The organism is Marivirga lumbricoides (assembly GCF_014636295.1).
GTDB lineage: Bacteria > Bacteroidota > Bacteroidia > Cytophagales > Cyclobacteriaceae > Marivirga > Marivirga lumbricoides.
Window position 1 is genome coordinate 461,640 of sequence record NZ_BMEC01000001.1, and the last position, 20,545, is coordinate 482,184.

The 20,545-nt window shown below is 38.8% G+C and carries 12 protein-coding genes; 2 read left to right on the top strand and 10 right to left on the bottom strand.

The window, feature by feature from the left end; translation table 11 throughout:
• Position 1 precedes the first annotated feature (1 nt).
• The 9 genes from IEV85_RS01925 to IEV85_RS01965 all read right to left on the bottom strand — a co-directional run bounded on the left by IEV85_RS01925 (position 2) and on the right by IEV85_RS01965 (position 14,189).
• Entirely contained in the window at positions 2-955 is a 954-nt protein-coding gene (locus IEV85_RS01925; protein ID WP_188460110.1) for a pectinesterase family protein, read from the bottom strand.
• A gap of 8 nt (positions 956-963) precedes the next feature.
• Positions 964-2,208 (bottom strand): DUF4861 family protein, encoded by a 1,245-nt coding sequence (locus IEV85_RS01930; protein ID WP_188460111.1) that lies wholly within the window; start codon positions 2,206-2,208, stop codon positions 964-966.
• 19 nt (positions 2,209-2,227) lie between these two features.
• On the bottom strand, positions 2,228-3,856 hold the full coding sequence (locus IEV85_RS01935; RefSeq protein WP_188460112.1) for a glycoside hydrolase family 43 protein: 1,629 nt from the start codon (positions 3,854-3,856) through the stop codon (positions 2,228-2,230).
• On the bottom strand, positions 3,853-4,821 hold the full coding sequence (locus tag IEV85_RS01940; protein ID WP_188460113.1) for a pectinesterase family protein: 969 nt from the start codon (positions 4,819-4,821) through the stop codon (positions 3,853-3,855). Before IEV85_RS01940 ends, IEV85_RS01935 begins: the two co-directional genes overlap by 4 nt.
• Entirely contained in the window at positions 4,818-6,056 is a 1,239-nt protein-coding gene (locus IEV85_RS01945; protein WP_188460114.1) for a glycoside hydrolase family 88 protein, read from the bottom strand. Before IEV85_RS01945 ends, IEV85_RS01940 begins: the two co-directional genes overlap by 4 nt.
• A gap of 11 nt (positions 6,057-6,067) precedes the next feature.
• Positions 6,068-7,393: a pectate lyase family protein gene (locus IEV85_RS01950; RefSeq protein WP_345259144.1), complete on the bottom strand. Its 1,326-nt coding sequence runs from the start codon at positions 7,391-7,393 to the stop codon at positions 6,068-6,070.
• Between the two features lie 92 nt (positions 7,394-7,485).
• Positions 7,486-9,024 (bottom strand): DUF5123 domain-containing protein, encoded by a 1,539-nt coding sequence (locus tag IEV85_RS01955; protein WP_188460115.1) that lies wholly within the window; start codon positions 9,022-9,024, stop codon positions 7,486-7,488.
• 144 nt (positions 9,025-9,168) lie between these two features.
• Positions 9,169-10,959 carry a RagB/SusD family nutrient uptake outer membrane protein gene (locus IEV85_RS01960; protein ID WP_188460116.1) on the bottom strand — a complete coding sequence of 597 codons (1,791 nt, stop codon included), beginning with the start codon at positions 10,957-10,959 and terminating at the stop codon, positions 9,169-9,171.
• An 11-nt stretch (positions 10,960-10,970) separates the two neighbouring features.
• Positions 10,971-14,189, bottom strand: a complete 3,219-nt coding sequence (locus IEV85_RS01965) for a SusC/RagA family TonB-linked outer membrane protein (RefSeq protein ID WP_188460117.1) — start codon at positions 14,187-14,189, stop codon at positions 10,971-10,973.
• A 600-nt stretch (positions 14,190-14,789) separates the two neighbouring features.
• Here IEV85_RS01965 and IEV85_RS01970 point away from each other — a divergent pair.
• Positions 14,790-15,824 carry a LacI family DNA-binding transcriptional regulator gene (locus tag IEV85_RS01970; protein ID WP_188460118.1) on the top strand — a complete coding sequence of 345 codons (1,035 nt, stop codon included), beginning with the start codon at positions 14,790-14,792 and terminating at the stop codon, positions 15,822-15,824.
• Positions 15,825-15,837: 13 nt separating this feature from the next.
• Complete coding sequence (locus IEV85_RS01975) at positions 15,838-17,253, top strand: tagaturonate reductase (RefSeq protein WP_188460119.1); 1,416 nt, start codon at positions 15,838-15,840, stop codon at positions 17,251-17,253.
• A 779-nt stretch (positions 17,254-18,032) separates the two neighbouring features.
• Here IEV85_RS01975 and IEV85_RS01980 read toward each other — a convergent pair.
• Positions 18,033-20,495 carry a ribonucleoside-diphosphate reductase subunit alpha gene (locus IEV85_RS01980; RefSeq protein WP_188460120.1) on the bottom strand — a complete coding sequence of 821 codons (2,463 nt, stop codon included), beginning with the start codon at positions 20,493-20,495 and terminating at the stop codon, positions 18,033-18,035.
• Between the last annotated feature and the right edge of the window lie 50 nt (positions 20,496-20,545).

Below are 20,545 nucleotides of genomic sequence, written 5' to 3' on the forward strand. Positions count from 1 at the left end.
TTTAGTTTTTGATAGATTTTGGCATCCAACTGCCTGCTAATGAGAGAATATTTTTAATTGTATAAGCTTTGGCTTCAGCTTTGCTCAATTGTTTAGACCAGGAAACCCTTTCAGCCGTTTCAGCTACTTTCCCTGTTGAATTGTACTCTGCGTAAAACACAGTTTTTTCTGCTTCAGGTCTTTTCCAGTTATGCCAGCCTTCGGGTCTTATTTTAGCGTCCATTTTTGTATTGATAAATACTGTTTTAGCATAGTCTCGCCATGGCCTGCCCAGATAAACCTTTTCAGCCTCATCAGACACTTTGAGTTCACAATGAAGGAATACAAATCCGAATTGTTGATGAGGAGAAGTTGAAGCCGCAGTGATGTAAGAATCCTTTTTACATAGAATTACGCAGTTGTCAAAAACCGCTGTGGCAGGCCCGAAAATAAAATCAGTGGTTCCTTCAATAAAACAATTCCTGTAATACTGCCTGCTATTATCTACCCCGGCATACAATGTATCCTGATTGGCAATTATACGGCAGTTGTAAAACTCGGCACGATCAGCTTCTACATGCAAAGCTACTCCTTGCCCAACATCGCGGCCAGCTGTATTTTGAATGGTAATATTCTCTGCATAGAAATCATTCCCTTCTACCTTCATGGTGTAAGAATTAAAAGTATGAATGCCCTCCTGTCCTGAGTAATTGTCCCAGGTGATGATGGTATGCTCAGCGTCTTCACCAATGATGGAAATGTTGGTGCGCCACGAAGGAATGGTTACTTTCTCTTTGTAGATTCCATTTTTCAGATGAATTACTACACCTCCTGGTGCAAAAGCCCTTGAAGCATCAATTGCGGCTTGCAAAGAGGTGTACTCTCCGGAGCCATCAGCCGCCACAACCACTGTGGTTTGACAGAAGGCCGGAGTCAACGCAAACAAAAACAATATGATAAGTACCACTAATCTCATTCCGCTGTTTATTTTTTAATAGTAACCACCAATGGACTGGCTAATTCTCTTGCAGTATTTTCTACGTACTTCAGAAAATCTTCTTCCGTAGTAATGCCTTCTTTTTCCAGTTCCCAGGCAGCCAGAAAATAGTAATCCACTGCATTATGTTGAGGTGTCAGTACTACGATATCGCTGTATTGATCAGCCGTGATTTGTTTGAGTGCTTCAGAAGGAAATAATACTGCTAAACCTAATTTATCATTGTTCAAACTCTGCCTTCCGTACGTGACGATGTATCCAAAGGCTTCAGAGGAACCTTTACTAGTGTAAATTTTTGCACTGTCAGCTTTTCCAATACCAGTCGCAAGATTGTCAGTATTTCCTTCGAAATCGATATGATGATGGGTTAGCCTTGAGCCGGCATGAATGCTGTAGAAGGAAGTAATATCTAATTTTTTATCCGAAACTGACCATCCATAATAATTAGTTTTAACTGAAGAATAAATAGCTCCGTTTGCCAGGATTTTGCTGTTAATGCTATCCGTTGAATCAATTCGGATAGCTTTTTCACCATCAAAATAAGCTGGTGAACCTATTCCTAAAGATTTACCTACTTTCAGCACATCCATGCCCCAGTCACTCAATTCGTGATAGGAGTCAAAGCCATCCTGACCAGCATTTTGCAACACCATGTCGGTAGTGGTTTTCCCAAACACATCCGTTGCATTTCTCCAATCGAGGTAAAAACGATAGCCTACCAAGTCAGATTCCCAGCCCGGGCCTTCATAGCGGATATACCATGAATGATCAGTATGTTCATCCGGCACTCGTAAGCTATCCACATTTTTAAATGAGCCTCCTATGTATTCGCGACCTTTCCATTCACCACCTTCTTTAATAGAAAGCTCCGCCTGTGTACGTTTTGGGAAGCTTGATGCTGAATCCTTTGAAATGCCTTTTACAGTCAGTTTTTGAGTTTCCTCAGCCTCAATTTCCTCAATCAGAATCATTAATCCTGCATTTGGTCCCTCTTTGATCAATTGATGAGGAATCTCCTGCATTCCGGAATAAACTGCATAAGCTTCTGCTTCAGGAAAACTTGCTTCCAGTTCTTCTAAACTGATAGTAATAGTACCACTAGCACGTGAAATATCCAGGGTATTTTGAACCTCCACTTCCATTTCGGAAGCTTTGTTGGTTTCTTTTTGTCCATTACAGGCTGCCAATACAGATAATACGATTATCGATACAAAGGGAAATATTCTTTTCATAGCATGGTGTTTTAATAGGTTATTCAGTGATCCGAAACCAGTCATAATCGGCATATCCTGAATCATTAATTTTGTCTTTTCTTGTGGCAAAGATGCCTACTTTAGCTCCTATCCATCTTCCCGGTTTGGCTATTAATTCCTGGCCTGCCGCTTGATACTTTTTACCATTTTCACTGTAGCTGAAAGTACATCTACCACCTGATTTCACCTCAACTCGTAAATACAAAGTATTGGCATCCAATTTCTTAATTACCTGCTCTTTCTCTACAGTTCCTCCACGGGCATCCTCCACTTTGCTAAAAATTAAATAGAGTCCATCCTCTTTAGAAACTATGGATAAGTGTGCATAATCCTCTCCCATGATCACCAGACCCGTTCTTTCATTTACCAATTTCTCGTTAGGAGTAAAAGTCACTTTTGTAGTTGCTGTAAATTCAGGTGCAGGAAATTTTTGCAACAATAAATTAGGTACAGACCATAAATTCACCGTTTCATGGGGTTCTTGAACAGTATACAAGCGTAGCACTTCTTTTTTAGGATAGAGAAAAGCCCAGGTAGCTTCCGGGTTGGCATGCCACTGCCATTGAAGCCCCAATTCCGTAGTATTAAATTCATCAGATTCTGAAGGACCAGCCTTAGCTCCTTCGGTATTTACTTTAGGTTTTATATAGGTGCTAACAGGTTCACCTATTCCATCTCCATCTTTGTCCACCCCAATTATGGGCCAATCATTTTTCCACGTTACCGGCTGTAAATGCACCACTCTACCATAAGCTTCTTTATCCTGAAAATGTAAAAACCATGATTCTCCATTCTCCAGATTGATTAAGCCTCCCTGATGAGGGCCGTTGATATCGGTTTCACCCTGATGCATCACTATTTTTTCCTCATAAGGCCCCAATGGATTTTTAGAACGTAAAGCCAATTGCCAGCCTGTAGCAACCCCACCGGCAGGAGCCAAAATATAGTAATAACCATTCTGCTTGTAGAATTTAGGCCCTTCCACCGTAGGGTGTGCTTCATGACCATCAAAAACAATGGTTCCTTCGTCCAGCAGTTTAGTACCATCAGTACTCATTTTATTCACGACTAAAATACTCTTAATCCCTGCCCTACTACCTGCATAAGCATGCACCAAATAGGCATTTCCATCATCATCCCAAAGGGGACTTGAATCTATTAACCCCTTGCCTTCCTGCACCAAAACAGGCGCTTCCCATGGGCCTTTGGGGTCTTTGGTTTTTACCCTATAAATCCCGAAATCCGGATCTCCCCAGTAGATGTAAAATTCTCCATTGTGGTACCGGAAAGACGGTGCCCACACACCATTTCCATGTTGGGGTTTTGCAAAATGCTCGAAAGGTGGAAGTCTGTCAATTGCATGACCTATAAGCGACCAATTCACCAAATCTTTAGAATGCAAAATGGGCAGGCCGGGAACCGCATTAAAGCTAGAGGAAGTCATATAAAAATCATCTCCCACCTTTACTACATCCGGATCGGAATAATCTGCATGCAGTACGGGGTTTTGGTATTTTCCATTACCTAAATCAGCCACCCAAACCTCTGATAGCTTTTGCTGTGCTGCCAGAGGTGCTACTATCAGTACATAAATGAAAATTATTATAACTGTTGATTTCAACTTCATTCTTCCTGCTTTTCAATTTTCGGTAACCAATCGTTAAAAATATTCTTTAGCTGGTATTCCTGATCATCTTTCAATTGATGCGACCATGAGCTACGGTGAGAAGTATCAGCGCCCGCTCCTGTATTGTTATATTCAGCATAAAATGAGGTGGATTCGGCTTCCGGTTTATTCCAGTTATGCCAGCCGGCAGCATGGATATGCGAGCCTAATTCACTGTTAATAATGACAGTTTTTGCAAAAGGTCGCCAGGGCCGGCCCAGATAAATATCGACTACTCCTTTTTCTGCAGTAAACCTGCAAGCAATGAATACAAAGCCAAACTCAGTGCCCTCGGTGGTAGAAGCAGCTGTAATGTAATTGCCTCCTTTTTTGGAATGAATTTCGCAATTTTCAAATACTGCAGTAGACCAGCCGAATATAAAATCAGTAGTGCCCTCAATGTAGCAATTATAATAATATTGCCTGCTCTCTTTACCATGGGGATATAGCGTATCCTGAAAACCAAGGAATCTGCAATTTTCAAAAATCACCTGGTCACCATCCACTCTTACAGCCACAGCCTGACCTACAGGTCCTGCACTGTTCTCAAAAGTGATATTTTGTGCGTGGAAATTATCGCCAAAAACATAGAAAGTGGTGGAGCCTGTGGTGCCCATTTCTTCTCCAAACACGTTAGGCTTTGAAGCATAGTCATCATTGGTAATTATTGTTTTTTCAACGCTTTCACCAATAAGGGTGACATTCGTTTTGGAAGTAGGCAGAATTAGTTTCTCCTTATAAACCCCATTTTTAATAAAAATTACGGTTTCCTTCTTTCTAAAATGGGGTACAGCATCAAAGGCTGCCTGAACAGTACTGAAATCACCTTTACCTGATGCATCTACTATGAAATCCGGTTTCTGAGCATTAGCATTAAAAGAAAAGAAGGCTAGTAAAAGGGCAATATGGTAAATAAGTAACCTCAATTTTTATCTAATTTATGGTATTCCAGTGCAGCCATTATGTACGGCCCCACACCTTTAGGATCATTATCTCTTTGTGGCTCACTGACATAATACTCATATGTTCCACTGCGGTAAGGCTCTCCACCCAAGCCAACAACAGCACAAATGCTTGTAAGGCTAATCGTTCCATCCTGATTGGTTTCCACAAACTCTTTTGTAACATCTCTGAAAGATTGTTTCGCCTCCTCTGCTAATGAGGGCTCAAATATGCCCATATTGCTTCCTTTAAGTAGAAAATAAGCAAACATGCCGGAGGCTGAAGCTTCTAAATAATTACCTTCCCTGTCGGCCATATCTACCACCTGGTACCAAACACCCGTGTTAACATCGCGGTATTTCAAAATGCCCTGTGCAAGTTTGTTGGCTATATTTACTATCATTCCTCTCTTAGGATGATCTAGAGGAAAGTATTCCAGCACATCTACCAATGCCATGCTAAACCAGCCTATGGATCTTCCCCAGAAGTGAGGAGAGAGTCCCGTTTCTTTATCGGCCCAATCCTGCTCCCTGCTTTCATCCCATCCATGATAATAAAGTCCACTGATGCTGTCATAGGCATACTTATCGATGAGGTAAATTTGATTGGCTACATCATCGAATAAAGCTTCTTCACTGTAATTCTTTGCATATTTCGCCAGAAAGGGAGAGCCCATGTAAAGTCCATCCAACCACATTTGGTGGGGGTACCTTTTCTTATGCCAAAAACCTCCTTCACTTGTGCGGGGATGCTCTGCCATCTGTTTCCTTAAAGTCTCTATAGCCAGCTTGTAATTTTCTTTACCTGTAACTTTGTACAATTCAATTAAAAATTTCCCGGGATTTACCCTGTCAATGTTATAATCCGATAATTTGTAAGTTTTAATCTGCCCCTGTGCATTGATCATTGAGTCTGCATAGGCTTTGGCGTAATTAAAATACAATGAATCGTCTGTGGCTTCCCATACTTTCAACATAGCAGAGCAGACTAAACCATTAGTATATTCCCACTTGGGTTTCTCCCTGAAATCCAGGTACTGTGCATCAGGAACCCTCTTTATTTCAGAGGTGGCCATTTCTTTGGCCAAATTCAATCCATTGATGCTAATTGAATCACCTTTAGTTGCTTTGGCTTCATTTCCTGCCTTTTTAGACTCAGAGCAAGCCATTAGAAATATTGTTAGTAAAAAAATGGTGATTTTAGAATATGCTCTATGCATGTTAAGGGATTTTAATCGACTAATTCATTTAAGTAAAGCTCAATATTGGTATACATCTTACTGATGCTAAACTGAGAAGCATCACTACTGTCTTCAGGATTGAGGTTGTGTTTCTTTTCCCATTTGTCCGGTATGCCATCCTGATCCGAATCATTCGGGGCTTTTTTGACTTTCAATTCCGGCCATCCTCCCACCTGCGTTTGTGAGTCAATAATTCCGTTTTCGCCAAAAGTAGCAGTCCCATTTTCCACCTCTTTAATAATTCGGACATCTACTGCGTCCCTGCAATAACTTGCACCTGCATTTTTCAAAACTGATTGATAAGCTTCTTCTGCAGACTGAATAGTACTTAATCTGATTACATCAAATGGTTTTTCAGCCTTTGCCGCTTCCGGGCTTTCACACTGTACACCACCATTCCAGTTATGAGTAGTAACCTCCTGGCTTGCTGCTACAAAATTACCCGCCACGTAAAATTTACCGTAAGGCTCAGAAGGATTTACTATTCTATCTCTTTTAGAATCCGAAGTGGCAGGGCCTGCTTTATAGTAATTATTCACCATATTATATTTGCCCTTCTCCCCGCCATAGGTACTATTATCACCCCAATTGTAGATTACATTATTGGTAAAGTCAACTAGCTCGTCTTCTGTATTTGGTGTAGTAGCTGAGCCGCTAAAACGAGGATTTCTACTGGTATGATGTGCAAATAGATTGTGATGAAAAGAAGCTCCAGTTCCGCCCCAGATCCCCCCATAACCGTGAGCTCCTTTTTGGTGTACCGAATTTTTTAAACTCTCGGAAATTATACACCACTGCATGGTAAAGTTTGAGTTACGATAAAAAGAAGCACATTCATCAGTTGACCAGCTCACAGAGCAATGATCTATCATAACCTTGTTAGCTTTATTTCCCTTTAAAGCATCATCCTCCACTTTTTTTTCATCCCCTAGCCGAAAACGCATGTAGCGGATGATAACATTATCAGCTGATATTCTAAAAGGGTAGTTTTTTATGCAAATACCATCTCCGGGGGCGGATTGGCCAGCAATAGTTACATCACCATCATTAATAGGTAAATCTGATTCAAGTGCAATAGTACCTGAAACTGAAAAAGTGATAATCCTCTTGCCTTTGGTGTTGATAGCATGCCGCAGACTGCCCGGACCCGAATCGTTAAGGTTACTTACGATAAGCACCTGGCCTCCTCTACCTCCATTGGTAAATTTTCCAAATCCTTCCGCACCCGGAAAAGCTAGCTCTTGTGCTACTCCTGCACTAATTAGAAAAGTAACCAGGAGCAGAGAAGCAACTATTTTTGTTTTCAAGTATTTCAATTGATTTGAATTTGAGTTGGATAAAAATGTAAAAATTAGGTGCAGCTCTTTTAGAAGCCACACCTAAATAACCTAAACAATTTAAACTATTATTATCTCCAGCGTGGGTCACCTACTTGATTGTCAATTAATGTTTGATTAGTGATAGTGAAATCGTCATTTTCCGGATCTTCAAAACCCGGATCAGCTTCTGTGGCATCAACTTCTGCAGGGTTGGTATATTCACTACCAGCTGCAAACAATACCGGACTATCAAAGTAATAATTGTTGCTATAGCTGGCATTAGCACTCATATCTCCAGACTTAGTCCAAAATCCACGTTCAGTATCTGGAATCCCTATACCTACAAATAAACAATTACTAACTTCAATAGAACCTCCACCACTAGCGCGAAAAAGACCTCTATTATTCCCATTATCTAATGTAGAGACTTTATAAAAAGTACAATTATTAACTACTACATCACTCTCTACTTGCATACGAATAAATGTTCTAAATGCATTTGCAAAAGTAGAGTTTTGCAATGTTAATGCTCCAACAGTACCACCTCTAAAATCAAACCCGTCACCTGAATTACCAACAATATCATGCACATAACTATTGGAGACAGTTATTGATCCATAAGTACCGCTTCCTTGGTTGTAAATAAATCGATCCGCATAACCACTTACATCACAATCATCAATCAATAAAGTTTGAAGATTAAAATCAGTTGAAGTAGAATTGAAAAATTGCGACTCTCCTTCTCCTTTAAAAATTATACTCCTTATTTCAACAGAACCCACACCAACACCACTTGTAAATTTACCATAAACAACTGGTCTATCGAATGGATATACTCCTCGTAAAGTAATTGACTTCTCCAAATCTATGGTTAGTAAAGTTGAATCATTGCCATAATTTCCCGGAAACAAAGCCAACACATCACCCTCTGCCGCTGCTGCAATGATGGCTAACAAATCATCCTCAGGATAAACCGGGGTAGCATTTCCTATATCTACTAAGGTCTCAAATTCAACTAAGCCTCTTCTTTTAGAGCCATTAAATAATGTTGCGGTATAAAGCGTTGAGCCAGTTAAACCTTCAATAGTAGCTTCTCCTGCCTCCTTTTCATCTTCTGTGATTTGTCTGTTGATACTCCCCGGAGTAAGGGTAAAATTAGTCACTTCACTACCTGCTGGCCATCTAAAAGTAACACTAGTAGCAGCGATATCGCCACCTTCCAAAGGTTCCAGAATATTCTCTATAGCTGTCATAATAGCTACCTCAGCCCAACTGGATTCTTCTCCATCTTCTCTAACTGCTTTTACTCTTGCCGAATATTGAGTTTCCCCCTCAAAGTTTTCTCTTAATGGTAATGAATCAGGTGAAATGGAAACTGTTCTGATGATAGAATTAAAATCCAGACTATCCTGACTAAATTCCACTACATACTCACTAATATTCTCATTTACATTCCAGGACAACTCGATGGCTGTCTGGTTACGAACGAAAGCTCTTAAATTAACAGGGGCTAATGGCCTATCAAGGTTTAAATCGCTTATAACAGGATCTATATCATCTGAACAGGATAGCGTAAACATAGATAGCGCTATTACTGCCAGACCAATACTTTTAAATATATTTTTCATGTGTGTATTATTTTAATTTTAATGATCACATGGAATTCGCAATAAATATTCTACTGGCATTTGATATAAATTAGCCATTTACTATTTATGCTCATTTCATCAGTATTAAATTTATAGTATTAAAAATTATTTCAGCCTTTAAGCCTAATCGTTAACTAATTGTCCGTTACTCGCATCAATAAATACCTGCCAGATAGGCCAAAACTGATTTGCATTAGGGTCAGCTGTATAAATTGTCTCAATTTTTTCATCCTCTAATTCATCTGCAACTGCCCACGGCATAGAAGATGTATATTCATTTGCTCTATCTTCTGTTTCACCTCTTTGCAGTCCATACACATCCAGCACCTGGCCCAACTCATCATCCTCCACATAACTGTAATAAATAGTTTGTGGTACATCGGAATATTCACCTGAAGCAGATCTTAAAGCATACATTTTAGTTTTGGCTTCATCTAGCTTGCTTTTAAGCAAGTTCCATCTGATAAGTGCCTGCTTGCGCAGCATTTCACCACAAAATTCTAATTTATGCTCTTCTACAATGGCTTCAAACATTTCTTGTTGTCCACCTAAACCATTAATGTAGGCATCCACCATGGTAGGCCAATCTGCCGGATCGAAAGCTCTTTGCCTGATTTGTCTTAAATAGGGAGCTGCTGCTGAAGGGCCTTGCAATTCATTGGCAGATTCTGCGGCCATCAATAGTATCTCAGCATATCGCATGTACATGTAATTGGTGCCATCATCATTAGTAGATGTTACCCTGTTATTTTTCCACTCATACCTGTACTTTCCAAAGCCCCAATTATCAATAGGTGTTAACTCTTGTATTGCTGAAGTAAGTGCTTCAGTGGGAGGAACTTCTCCCCACTCATAAGGAACACATGTAACTGCCTGACGTAAATCACCCGGATCATATTCGTAGAACATAAAAGGTGTAGGGCCAGCCTGACCACCTCTTCCCTGTCCCGTATGCAAATCTGCGCTTCTGTGACGGACAGCAAAGGTAAACAGCCACCTACCTCTACCTGCTGAAAAAGGAATTTCCCAAAGTGACTCTCCTCCTGCAGAAATATCATCTTCGTTAAATTTTCTCCATAAACCTTCAAAAGATGACTCTAACTGAGCCGTTCCACTTTCAATTATATCTCTACACTCCTGCAAAGCCAATGTATACATCGCTTCTCTTGCTAAGTCAGGGTCATTACTTAATCTGATTCCATCAGGATACTCAGAATAACCACCAGCTACCAAAGCCAAACGAGCACGTAATCCTTTTACAAAAGCCTTATTAATTCTTTCTACATTACCCGTACTACCTGATTCATTTGGCCACGGAACTAAAGTGGCAGCTTCTTCCAAATCAGCCAGCAATCTTTTATAGATTTCATCCCTGTTAGTTTTGGGAAGGTAAAGCGTTTCAGAAGTAATAGGCTCGAAACGGGCTACTACATCACCCCATGCTTTCAGTAAATCTGCATAATAAATAGCTCTTAGCGTAATAGCTTCTCCTAAAAGGTGACCCATTTCTGTTCCCGGCTCAGGATTACCATATAAATTAATTCCTCTTATACACTGATTAGCACGTTCAATACCTGAATACATCATAGCCCAGGCATTATTAGCTGTATTCATATTTGTATTAGTAGGTTCAGCACTGTAAGTAACCAAATCAGAGTTGTCATTTCCTGAATTGGAGGAGTTATACCATTCAATATCAGTGTTCATCCCATACCAGGGTAAAAACCGGCCTCTGTAAGAGTTAGTCTCTCCAAATGGCACTTTAATTCCGTCTACTGCGGCTCTTGTTAAATCCACACTAGAGAAAAGAACAGATTCATCTACAGTAGATTTTGCCGGTGCTTCTAAATAATCTTCGCAGGATGTTAATACGCTTAATATTAAAATCGCTGATATATATACTATTTTTTTCATTGTAATGTAATTTAGAAAGTGAGATTTAAACCAACAGTGATTTGTCTGCTTCTGGGATAAGCGGAGTAATCAACCCCCGGCGTTAAAGGCGTATTTCTTCTGGTGGAAACTTCAGGGTCAAATCCTGTGTAATTGGTCCACAGGAAAACATTATAACCTGTTGCATACAATCTAAGGCTCTGGATTTTTGCCTTATCCGTAATTGACTTAGGTAAAGTATAACCCACTGTAAGTGTATTCAACCTTAGGAAAGATCCATCTTCCACAGCCCAATCGCTAAACACATAACGATCCATATAAGGTGACCACATAGTGGTATTAGCATTTAAAGCAGCTAACGCAGTAGGATCTGTCACCAATTGTCCGGTTTCAAAATCTATATTAGTCCATCTGGTTCCTTCTGCCTGCATGGTAATTAAATTCCTGTACTGGTTATTTTGATTGGCAGTAGTAAATTCAATTTTGTTGGCATTGTAAATATCGTTACCATAACTGTAGCTGAATGCTGCTGTCATGTCAAAGCCAAAGGCATAACCGTTTAACACAAAACCTCCTGTATGTTTAGGATTGGCATTTCCAATAAAGCCCTGGTCTTCTGCATCAACAGTACCACTTCCATCAATATCCTTTAGTTTCATCATTCCCGGCACCACATCTAAGAAACTGATATCAGGAATACCTTCCTTTAAAGTATAGGTTTGAGTAGCAGCATCATAATTGAAATCATCCACTTCATAACGGCCATCATTGTAGTATCCAAACATAGAGCCATTAGGTCTGCCTACACTCACAAAGTAATCGTTACCAATTTGGCTGGAGGCCCAGTTAGTATTTTCACCAAAATCTTCACGGAAGCCTAAACTCAACACCTCATTACGGTTAAATGCCATATTGAAATTAAAGTTTAAACCATATTTCTCTTTATCGATCAATATTAAGTTCAATGAAGCTTCTAATCCTTTATTTTCTATCTCTCCCAGGTTTTGGAACTGACCGTCATACCCTGATCCTTCCAATGGAAATTCTATTAAAAGGTCTTTTGTGATATTTTGATAAGCCTCTAGAGTACCGTTCACCCTTCCCTGTAGCAACCCAAAATCAATCCCTATATTTTTTGTATAAGTGGTTTCCCATTTCAAGTCAGGATTAGCTAAAATATCACTTGGAGCCCAATAGCTGTTTACATTATTGATCCAGGAAGTGGTGCTGGAGCGAAATGTTTGAACAGTTTGCCCTGTAGGGATGTTATTATTACCTGCCACACCGTAACTGGCTCTTACTTTTAAGAAATCTAACCAACCGGAAGTGCCCACCATAAAATCTTCTTTGGAAACCTGCCATCCACCGGAAATGGAGGGAAAGTAACCCCACACGTTGTCTCCTAAAAATCTACTTGAAGCATCAGCCCTGTAAACCCCCGACAAAAGATATTTGCCATTATAATCGTAATTTATCCTGGTAAAGAAAGAAAGAAGTTTATCATCCGGACTAAGGAATCTATCAGTAGAAAATGGTACTCCCTGGCTTGTTAGTTTAAAAGCTTCTTCCGAACTAAAAAGTTTTGGAAAAGCGTGTATTACGGAAGTAAGTTGACCTCTTTCAGTAAAAAGCATTTCCTGCCCCCCCAGGAAATTCAAATTATGATCTCCTAACTTAAGGTTGTATGATAGAGTATTTGTGTTTCTATAACGAGACTCATTTCTTTCTCTTAAGATAACAGCCGGCTGGCCTTGGTTTTCAAAAGAAGGAATATTATTGATGTAATAAGTAGTTAAACCATAATACCGATTATCTGTAAAATTATAGTTATCAAGCCCAAAATCACTTTTAAACTGCAAATTCTCTAATATATTCCAGGCCAGGCCTACTGCTATATTGTAATTCTGACGAGTTTGATTTCTATCATTGTCTTTTACAGATCTTAGTGGATTTACAAGGTCTCCGGCAGTCTGTTCATTGGTTTCCGTTAAATTAGCTGTAAGACCTGGAACTGGGAAAGGAGCGTATCCTACGCTATGCTTCAATCGTGAATCAGCCGATGACACTTCATTTTGTTCATTAGCACCACCCCCATTAATTTCTGTATCGGAGTAACGCAAGGAAAAATTCAGTTCTAATCTATCGCTAGGTTTATTATTTAATTTTAACGTAATGTTGTTCCTCACAAAGTCTGATCCAACCATAATAGCTTTTTGATCGAACCTGGCAAAGTTGGCGGAATAATTAAACTGATCACTTCCACCTCTTACGCTTAAATCATTACTAAATATATTACCTGTGCGACCATATACTTGCTTTTGCCAGTTATTAGCAGCAATTCCATTATAAAGGTCAATATCCTGAAATAGACCAAAATAGTCTTCGTAAGAAGAAAGATCCTCCTCTGGATTATTCGCATCCAACATTGCATACTCATATTGCCAACGAGCATAATCACCCGGATCAAGCACATCCAGTGTTTTTGCTATTTTACTGGCTGCATAGAAGCTGTTGAAATTAACAGTTACTTTTCCTGTTTTACCAGTTTTTGTGGTAATGATGATTACACCGTTTGCGCCACGCGATCCGTAGATAGCTGTGGAAGAAGCATCTTTTAATACATCTATGCTGGCTATATCTGAAGGAGCTATATCTGTAATAGTTGCAACAGGAAAACCATCTACTATATAAAGAGGATTGCTGCTTTGGGTTAAAGAGGCACCTCCCCTCACTCGAATCCGGATTTCAGAATCCGGTGAGCCTTCAGTACCAGTTATTTGCACACCGGCTAGTCGTCCTGTTAATGATTCAGCCACGCTGGAAACGGGCACCTTTTTCAAAGCATCTCCTTCCACTGAAGCCACAGAACCGGTAAGTTCAGATCTTTTTTGAGTTCCGTAACCTACTACCACCACCTCGTCTAGTTGGGAGATGTCATCTATCATTTGTACATCAATCACTGACCTGGCTCCTACTTCAACTTCTTCTGTTCTCATTCCTATAAATGAAAAAACTAAAGTTGCCCCGGGTTTTACTTCAATTTGGTAAGCACCATCAATATTAGTAGTAGTACCATTGGAGGTACCCTTTTCAACCAGCGTCACGCCTGGTAATGTTTCACCGGTAGCGTCCTTGACCACCCCGGATACCACTTTAGATTGTGCCTGTACATCTAAGTTGACCATGAAAGTCAGCAAAATGATGCCAGCAAAGATCAAAGTGTTCTTGCTGTGTAGTAATTTTTCAAACATAACATTAGGTTTTATCAGTTCACAGTCTCATCAATTGAAAATTATCTGTTGTAATTGGCTTGTTAAGAAACCAATGGAAACACCAGCAAAAACTCAATCAACTCAACCTATTATCAATTTTTTGTGCAACAAAATTTAATAAACAATCATTAATCATGTGCAAACGATTGCATTTTAGAAATAAAATGTTAATTTCACAAGTGTTGCCAATAAATTTTTCAAAAAACTCCTTATTAACCTATTAATTTATCGGAATGAGACATATATATCTACAGATAATTCGGAATTTAAAATTTTTCCATAATTCTGATTAATGCATTTTTTGTTTTATATTGCGCAAACGATTACGCATAATCAAAAAACTGAAATCGGTCTTTTGGCCAGAAATCAAATATCTGAAGTGAAGATTTTAAGTGGCGGTATAACTTCTGTCAAAGAAGATCTTGCGATAGATATGATATAATGAATAACACAGGTAGAGCCGCTTTATTATTAAAGAGTTTACTCTAATTTTGATTAAGATAGTTAACCCTGTGAAAGATCTGTTTGTTAAACCTGAGCATAATGTATGAATGCTCATACAACATAAATAATATAAATATGGCAGCAAAAGCTACCCTACTTGACATCGCAACCAAATTAAACATTACCACTTCAACGGTATCCCGTGCACTTAATGATAACCCGCGAATTAGTAAAGCTACCAAGAAAGCTGTGCTAAAAGCTGCTAAGGAACTCAATTACCAACCCAATAATATTGCCGCTGCATTAAGAAGGGGGAAAAGTCATTTATTGGGTGTAATCGTACCCACTGCAGACAGAGCTTTTTTCTCCTCAGTAATAAGAGGTATTGAGGAGATTTCCAACAAACTTAATTACCAGGTAATTATTTGCCAATCATACGATGATTATGATAAGGAAGTGGAAACAATTAATGCATTAACAAACGCCCGGGTAGACGGAATAATAGTCTCTATCAGCAAAAAAACTGTCAATACTGATCACTTCCAAAAAGCCATTGATAAAGGTATTCCTGTGATACTTTTTGATAGAACTTCTGAGAAGCTTAATGTAAACCAGGTGATGATAGATGATTACAGAGGTGCCTATGAAGTAGTTTCTCATCTTATTGATCAAGGCTGCAAAAGAATAGCCCATTTTACCAGTCCGGTAAAAATCAGTATTTATAAAGAGCGGCTAAGAGGCTATGTAGATGCCCTTGAAAACCATGGCATTCCTTACGATGAGGACCTGGTGGTAGAAAGTAACCTGCAACTGGAAGATGGAAGAATTAGCATGCAAAAATTGCTGGATAAAAAAATTTCGGTTGATGCCGTATTCTCTTCAAGTGATTATGCTGCAATGGGAGCTATGCAGATACTCAAAGAAAAAAATATAAAAATTCCTGAAGAAGTAGCACTTGCCGGTTTTGCCAACGAGCCTTTTACCTCTTTCACTGATCCTACGCTCACAACAGTAGATCAGCTCAGTTTAGATATGGGCCATGCCACAGCAGAAATGTTTTTTAAACAATTAAATGATTCAGAAAATGGACATAGTAAAGTGCAAAAAACTATTCTGAAACCGAAGCTGATCATCAGGCAAACATCACTAAGAAAAAAGAATATTAAATAATAAAAGATTGATTATGAACCCATTAAATAATAATACAGTAAAAAATAGAAAAAAGCTACCCGTAAAAGTTTTACAATTTGGCGAAGGTAACTTTTTGCGTGCCTTTGTAGATTGGATTATAGACAAGCTGAACGAAGAAACTGATTTTAATGGTGGAATTTGTGTAGTTCAACCGATTAAGGAGGGAATGGTAAAGATGTTAAATGATCAGGATGGTTTATACCATGTTTGGTTAAACGGAATTAGCCATGGCAAGAAAGTAAATGAAAAAAGACTTATCACCTCCATAGTAAATGGCATTAACCCTTATGATGATTATAAAGCATTCCTGAAGTTAGCAGAAAATGACGATTTACGTTTTATATTTTCTAATACCACAGAATCAGGAATAGTATTTGAATCTTCAGATAAGTCTATTGATCAACTGCCTGCTGGATTCCCTGGTAAACTTACTGCTTTGCTCTACCATAGGTTTGAGCACTATAAAGGAGCTGCTGACAAAGGACTTATTATAATACCATGCGAGTTAATTGATAAAAATGGCACTAATCTTAAAGCAGCCATTCTTCAGTACGCAAAGCATTTTCAGCTACCGGAAGAATTCGCACAATGGATTGATAATTCCAATTACTTCTGCAATACTTTGGTAGATAGAATTGTGCCGGGCTACCCCCGGGAATCTATTTTGCAAGTACAGCAAGAGCTTCAATATGAAGATAAACTGGTAGTTAAGGCAGAACCTTTTTATTTGTGGGTGATTGAAGGTGACGAAAGAGTGAAAGAAGAATTCCCGACAGAAAAGTTAGGTCTACAGGTGAAATTTGTAAAAGATATTACTCCTTACAGAACTCGGAAAGTACGCATTCTTAATGGGGCACACACCTCTATTGTACACAGAGCTTACCTGGAAGGCTTAAGAACTGTAGAAGCGGTGATCAATGACCAAAAGATGAACAGTTTTTTGGAAAGAATCATTTTTAAGGAAATTATTCCAACGCTGGATTTACCTGAAAGCGAACTGGTAGAATTTGCAAATGATGTGCTGGAGAGATTCAATAACCCTTTCATCAGACACGAGCTCATCAGTATTACTTTAAATTCTATTTCAAAATTCAAAGTGAGGGTACTTCCTTCTATTCTGGAATACAGAAATAGATTTAACAAATGGCCTGAGAGCCTGCTTCAATCTTTTGCTGCTCTATTTGTGTTTTATAGAGGCGAATGGAAAGGCGAGAAAATACAATTAAATGATTCTGCAGAAGTGCTGGCTCTTTTGAAAAATGCCTGGAATGGGGATAAGTTTGATGCAAATGGCATTCTTTCTAATACCAACTTATGGGGGCAAGACTTAACCCAGCTTGAAGGGTTAAAAGAACAGGTACAAATGAATATTAATCAATTGCTTGAAAAGGAAAAGGAAAAAGCTTAAAAAGGGGTATTTTGGTGCGTGCATTTAAACATATAGTTTAAATCAAAAGATTCCCTTCTGCAAGGGAATCGCCTGCCGCGCAAGTAAAGCGGGGACGTTCTAATCGTAATTTTGTTTACAAATAAGCAAGATGTTGATTTGGCATGACTGCAATAAATTTTATAAGCAGCACAGTATACAACTGCCGTCATTCCAGAATTTTACGAGGTACGAGGAAAATATCAGGAATCTTTTCAATGAAATGAAATTTCATTTGTTATCATTCATTATTATTCTCTCTGTAGAATTAATGTCTGACATTAGTGAACCCCATAATTTAGTTTTCTTGATGACAAAGTATCAAATTTATCTTCATATTCGTCTATTTATTAAAGCCTTATACTCAAGCGATATTTAACCCTTTGGTTTAAATTATAAGATTCCCTTCTGCAAGGGAATGACGTTCTACTTTAATCTTGTTTATAAATAAAGAAGTAAGGTATTGAATTGGCATGACTGCAATAAATTTTTAGGCAGCACAGTAAACAACTGCCGTCATTCCAGAATTTTACGAGGTACGAGGAAAATATCAGGAATCTTTTCAATGAAATGAAATTTCATTTGTTCTCATTTATTATTATTCTCTCTGTAGAATGTCTGACATTGAACCCAATAAAAAAGCTACCCGGTTTCCCAGGTAGCTTCTGATTTATCATTTTGTTCATGAAAAAGGCCAAAACTATGTAGTTCATTCAGTCTAGATTCTAATATCTAGAATCTAGTATCTAACATCTAGCCTCTTAAGATCCGCACATCTCGCAATTATCCGGATCATCCAGCGAACATGCCATTTGTGCCTGTTTTAAAGCTTTTAGGTCATCATCCGCAGAAGAATCCATATTGCTGTTTGTGTTAGGCTTAGGAGCCGGAGTAGTATTTCTCGGCTCAGGCCTTACTTCCGTTTCCGGCTTAGGCTCACCCAACTGAGATTTATCTACTGTAAACTGAATAGCACTTGTGGCAGCTTTTGATCTCAGGTAATACATACCGGTTTTCAAGCCTTTTTTCCATGCATAGAAATGCAATGAAGTCAATTTAGCAAAGTTCGGATCCTGTAGGAACACGTTCATACTTTGCGACTGGCAAATATATGCACCTCTGTCAGCTGCCATATCAATCACCGCTTTCTGAGAAATCTCCCAAACAGTTTTGTACAACTCCTTAATATGAGCAGGAATGCCATCAATGCCCTGAACAGAACCATTGGCTGCAATCAGCTTGTTTTTCATGCTGTCGTTCCAGATGCCTAATTCAATTAAATCATGCATTAAGTGTTTGTTCACAATCACAAATTCACCGGACAATGTTCTTCTTGAGTAAATGTTAGAAGTATAAGGCTCAAAGCACTCATTATTTCCTAAAATTTGCGAAGTAGAAGCTGTTGGCATAGGTGCTACTAATAGTGAATTACGTACGCCATGCTTTTTCACTTCCTGCTTCAATGCAGTCCAATCCCAACGATTGCTTGGCTCAACACCCCACATATCAAATTGGAAAATACCTTTAGAAACCGGTGATCCTTTATACGACTGGTACGGACCATCCACAGCAGCTAAATCTTTAGAGGCCGTCATTGCCGCAAAATAGATGGTCTCAAAGATGTCTTTATTTAAGGCTCTTGCTTCTTCAGAATCAAAAGGGAAACGCATTAAAATAAAGGCATCTGCCAAACCTTGCACACCCAAACCAATTGGTCTGTGACGCACATTGCTGTTTTCAGCCTCCTTAACAGGGTAATAATTTACATCAATTACTTTATTAAGGTTTTTTGTAGCAGTATAAGTAATGTCGTACAGTTTATCATGATCAAAAGTACTGTTACCTTTTTCATCCTGCGTTACAAACATTGGTAAAGCGATAGAAGCCAGGTTACAAACAGCTACTTCATCCTTAGATGTATATTCCATTATCTCGGTACACAAGTTAGATGACTTGATGGTACCTAAGTTTTTCTGATTTGATTTTTTATTGGCTGAATCCTTATACAACATGTAAGGCGTGCCCGTCTCAATTTGAGATTCCAAAATCTCGAACCATAAATCCTGAGCTTTTACAGTTTTTCTGCCTCTTCCTTCACGTTCATACTTTTCGTAAAGCTTTTCAAATTCTTCACCGTGGCAATCCGCCAATCCTGGTGCTTCATTCGGGCAGAACAAAGTCCATTCTCCATCAGACTCTACTCTTTTCATGAACAAATCAGAAATCCACAATGCATAGAATAAATCTCTTGCACGCATTTCTTCTTTTCCATGGTTTTTCTTCAAATCAAGGAAAGCGAAGATGTCGGCATGCCATGGCTCAAGGTAGATGGCAAAACTTCCTTTTCTTTTTCCACCACCCTGATCTACATAGCGGGCAGTCATATCAAAGTTTCTTAGCATAGGAACAATACCATTGGAAACACCACCTGTACCTTTAATATAAGAACCTGTTGCCCGTACATTGTGAATGCTTAATCCAATACCTCCTGCAGATTGAGAAATCTTAGCAGTTTGCTTTAATGTATCGTAAATTCCGTCTATACTATCATCCTGAATAGTTAGTAGGAAACAAGATGATAATTGCGGTTTAGGGGTTCCCGCATTAAATAAGGTAGGAGTAGCATGGGTAAACCATTTCTCCGACATTAAATTATAAGTTTTAACAGCAGAATCAATATCCTCACCATGAATACCGATTGCAACACGCATTAACATATGCTGAGGACGCTCCACTATTTTACCATCCACCTTCATCAGGTAAGATCTTTCCAGCGTTTTAAAACCGAAATAATCATAACCGAAGTCACGATCGTAAATGATGGCTGAATCAAGCTGCGCAGCATGCTTTTTTACTACTCCATAAGTTTCCTTGGAAAGCAAAGGAGCATTTTGGCCTGTCTTTTCATCTACATAGGTGTAAAGCCTTTTCATAGTACTTGAAAAAGACTTGCTTGTATTTTTATGAAGGTTGGAGATAGCAATTCTGGCTGCCAATTTCGCATAATCAGGATGTTTAACTGTCATTGAAGCAGAAGTTTCTGCTGCAAGATTATCCAGTTCCTGAGTGCTTACACCATCATAAATACCATTAATCACTTTACGGGCCACATCGATTGGCTGAATATAGTTTAAATCAAGGCCGTAGCATAGTTTTTCAATTCTGGCGGTGATTTTATCAAATTTAACGGATTCCCTTCTTCCGTCTCTTTTTATTACTAACATTTTTACTGTATGATTATTAGGTTCTTTATAATTCTTTAATGTATTATTCT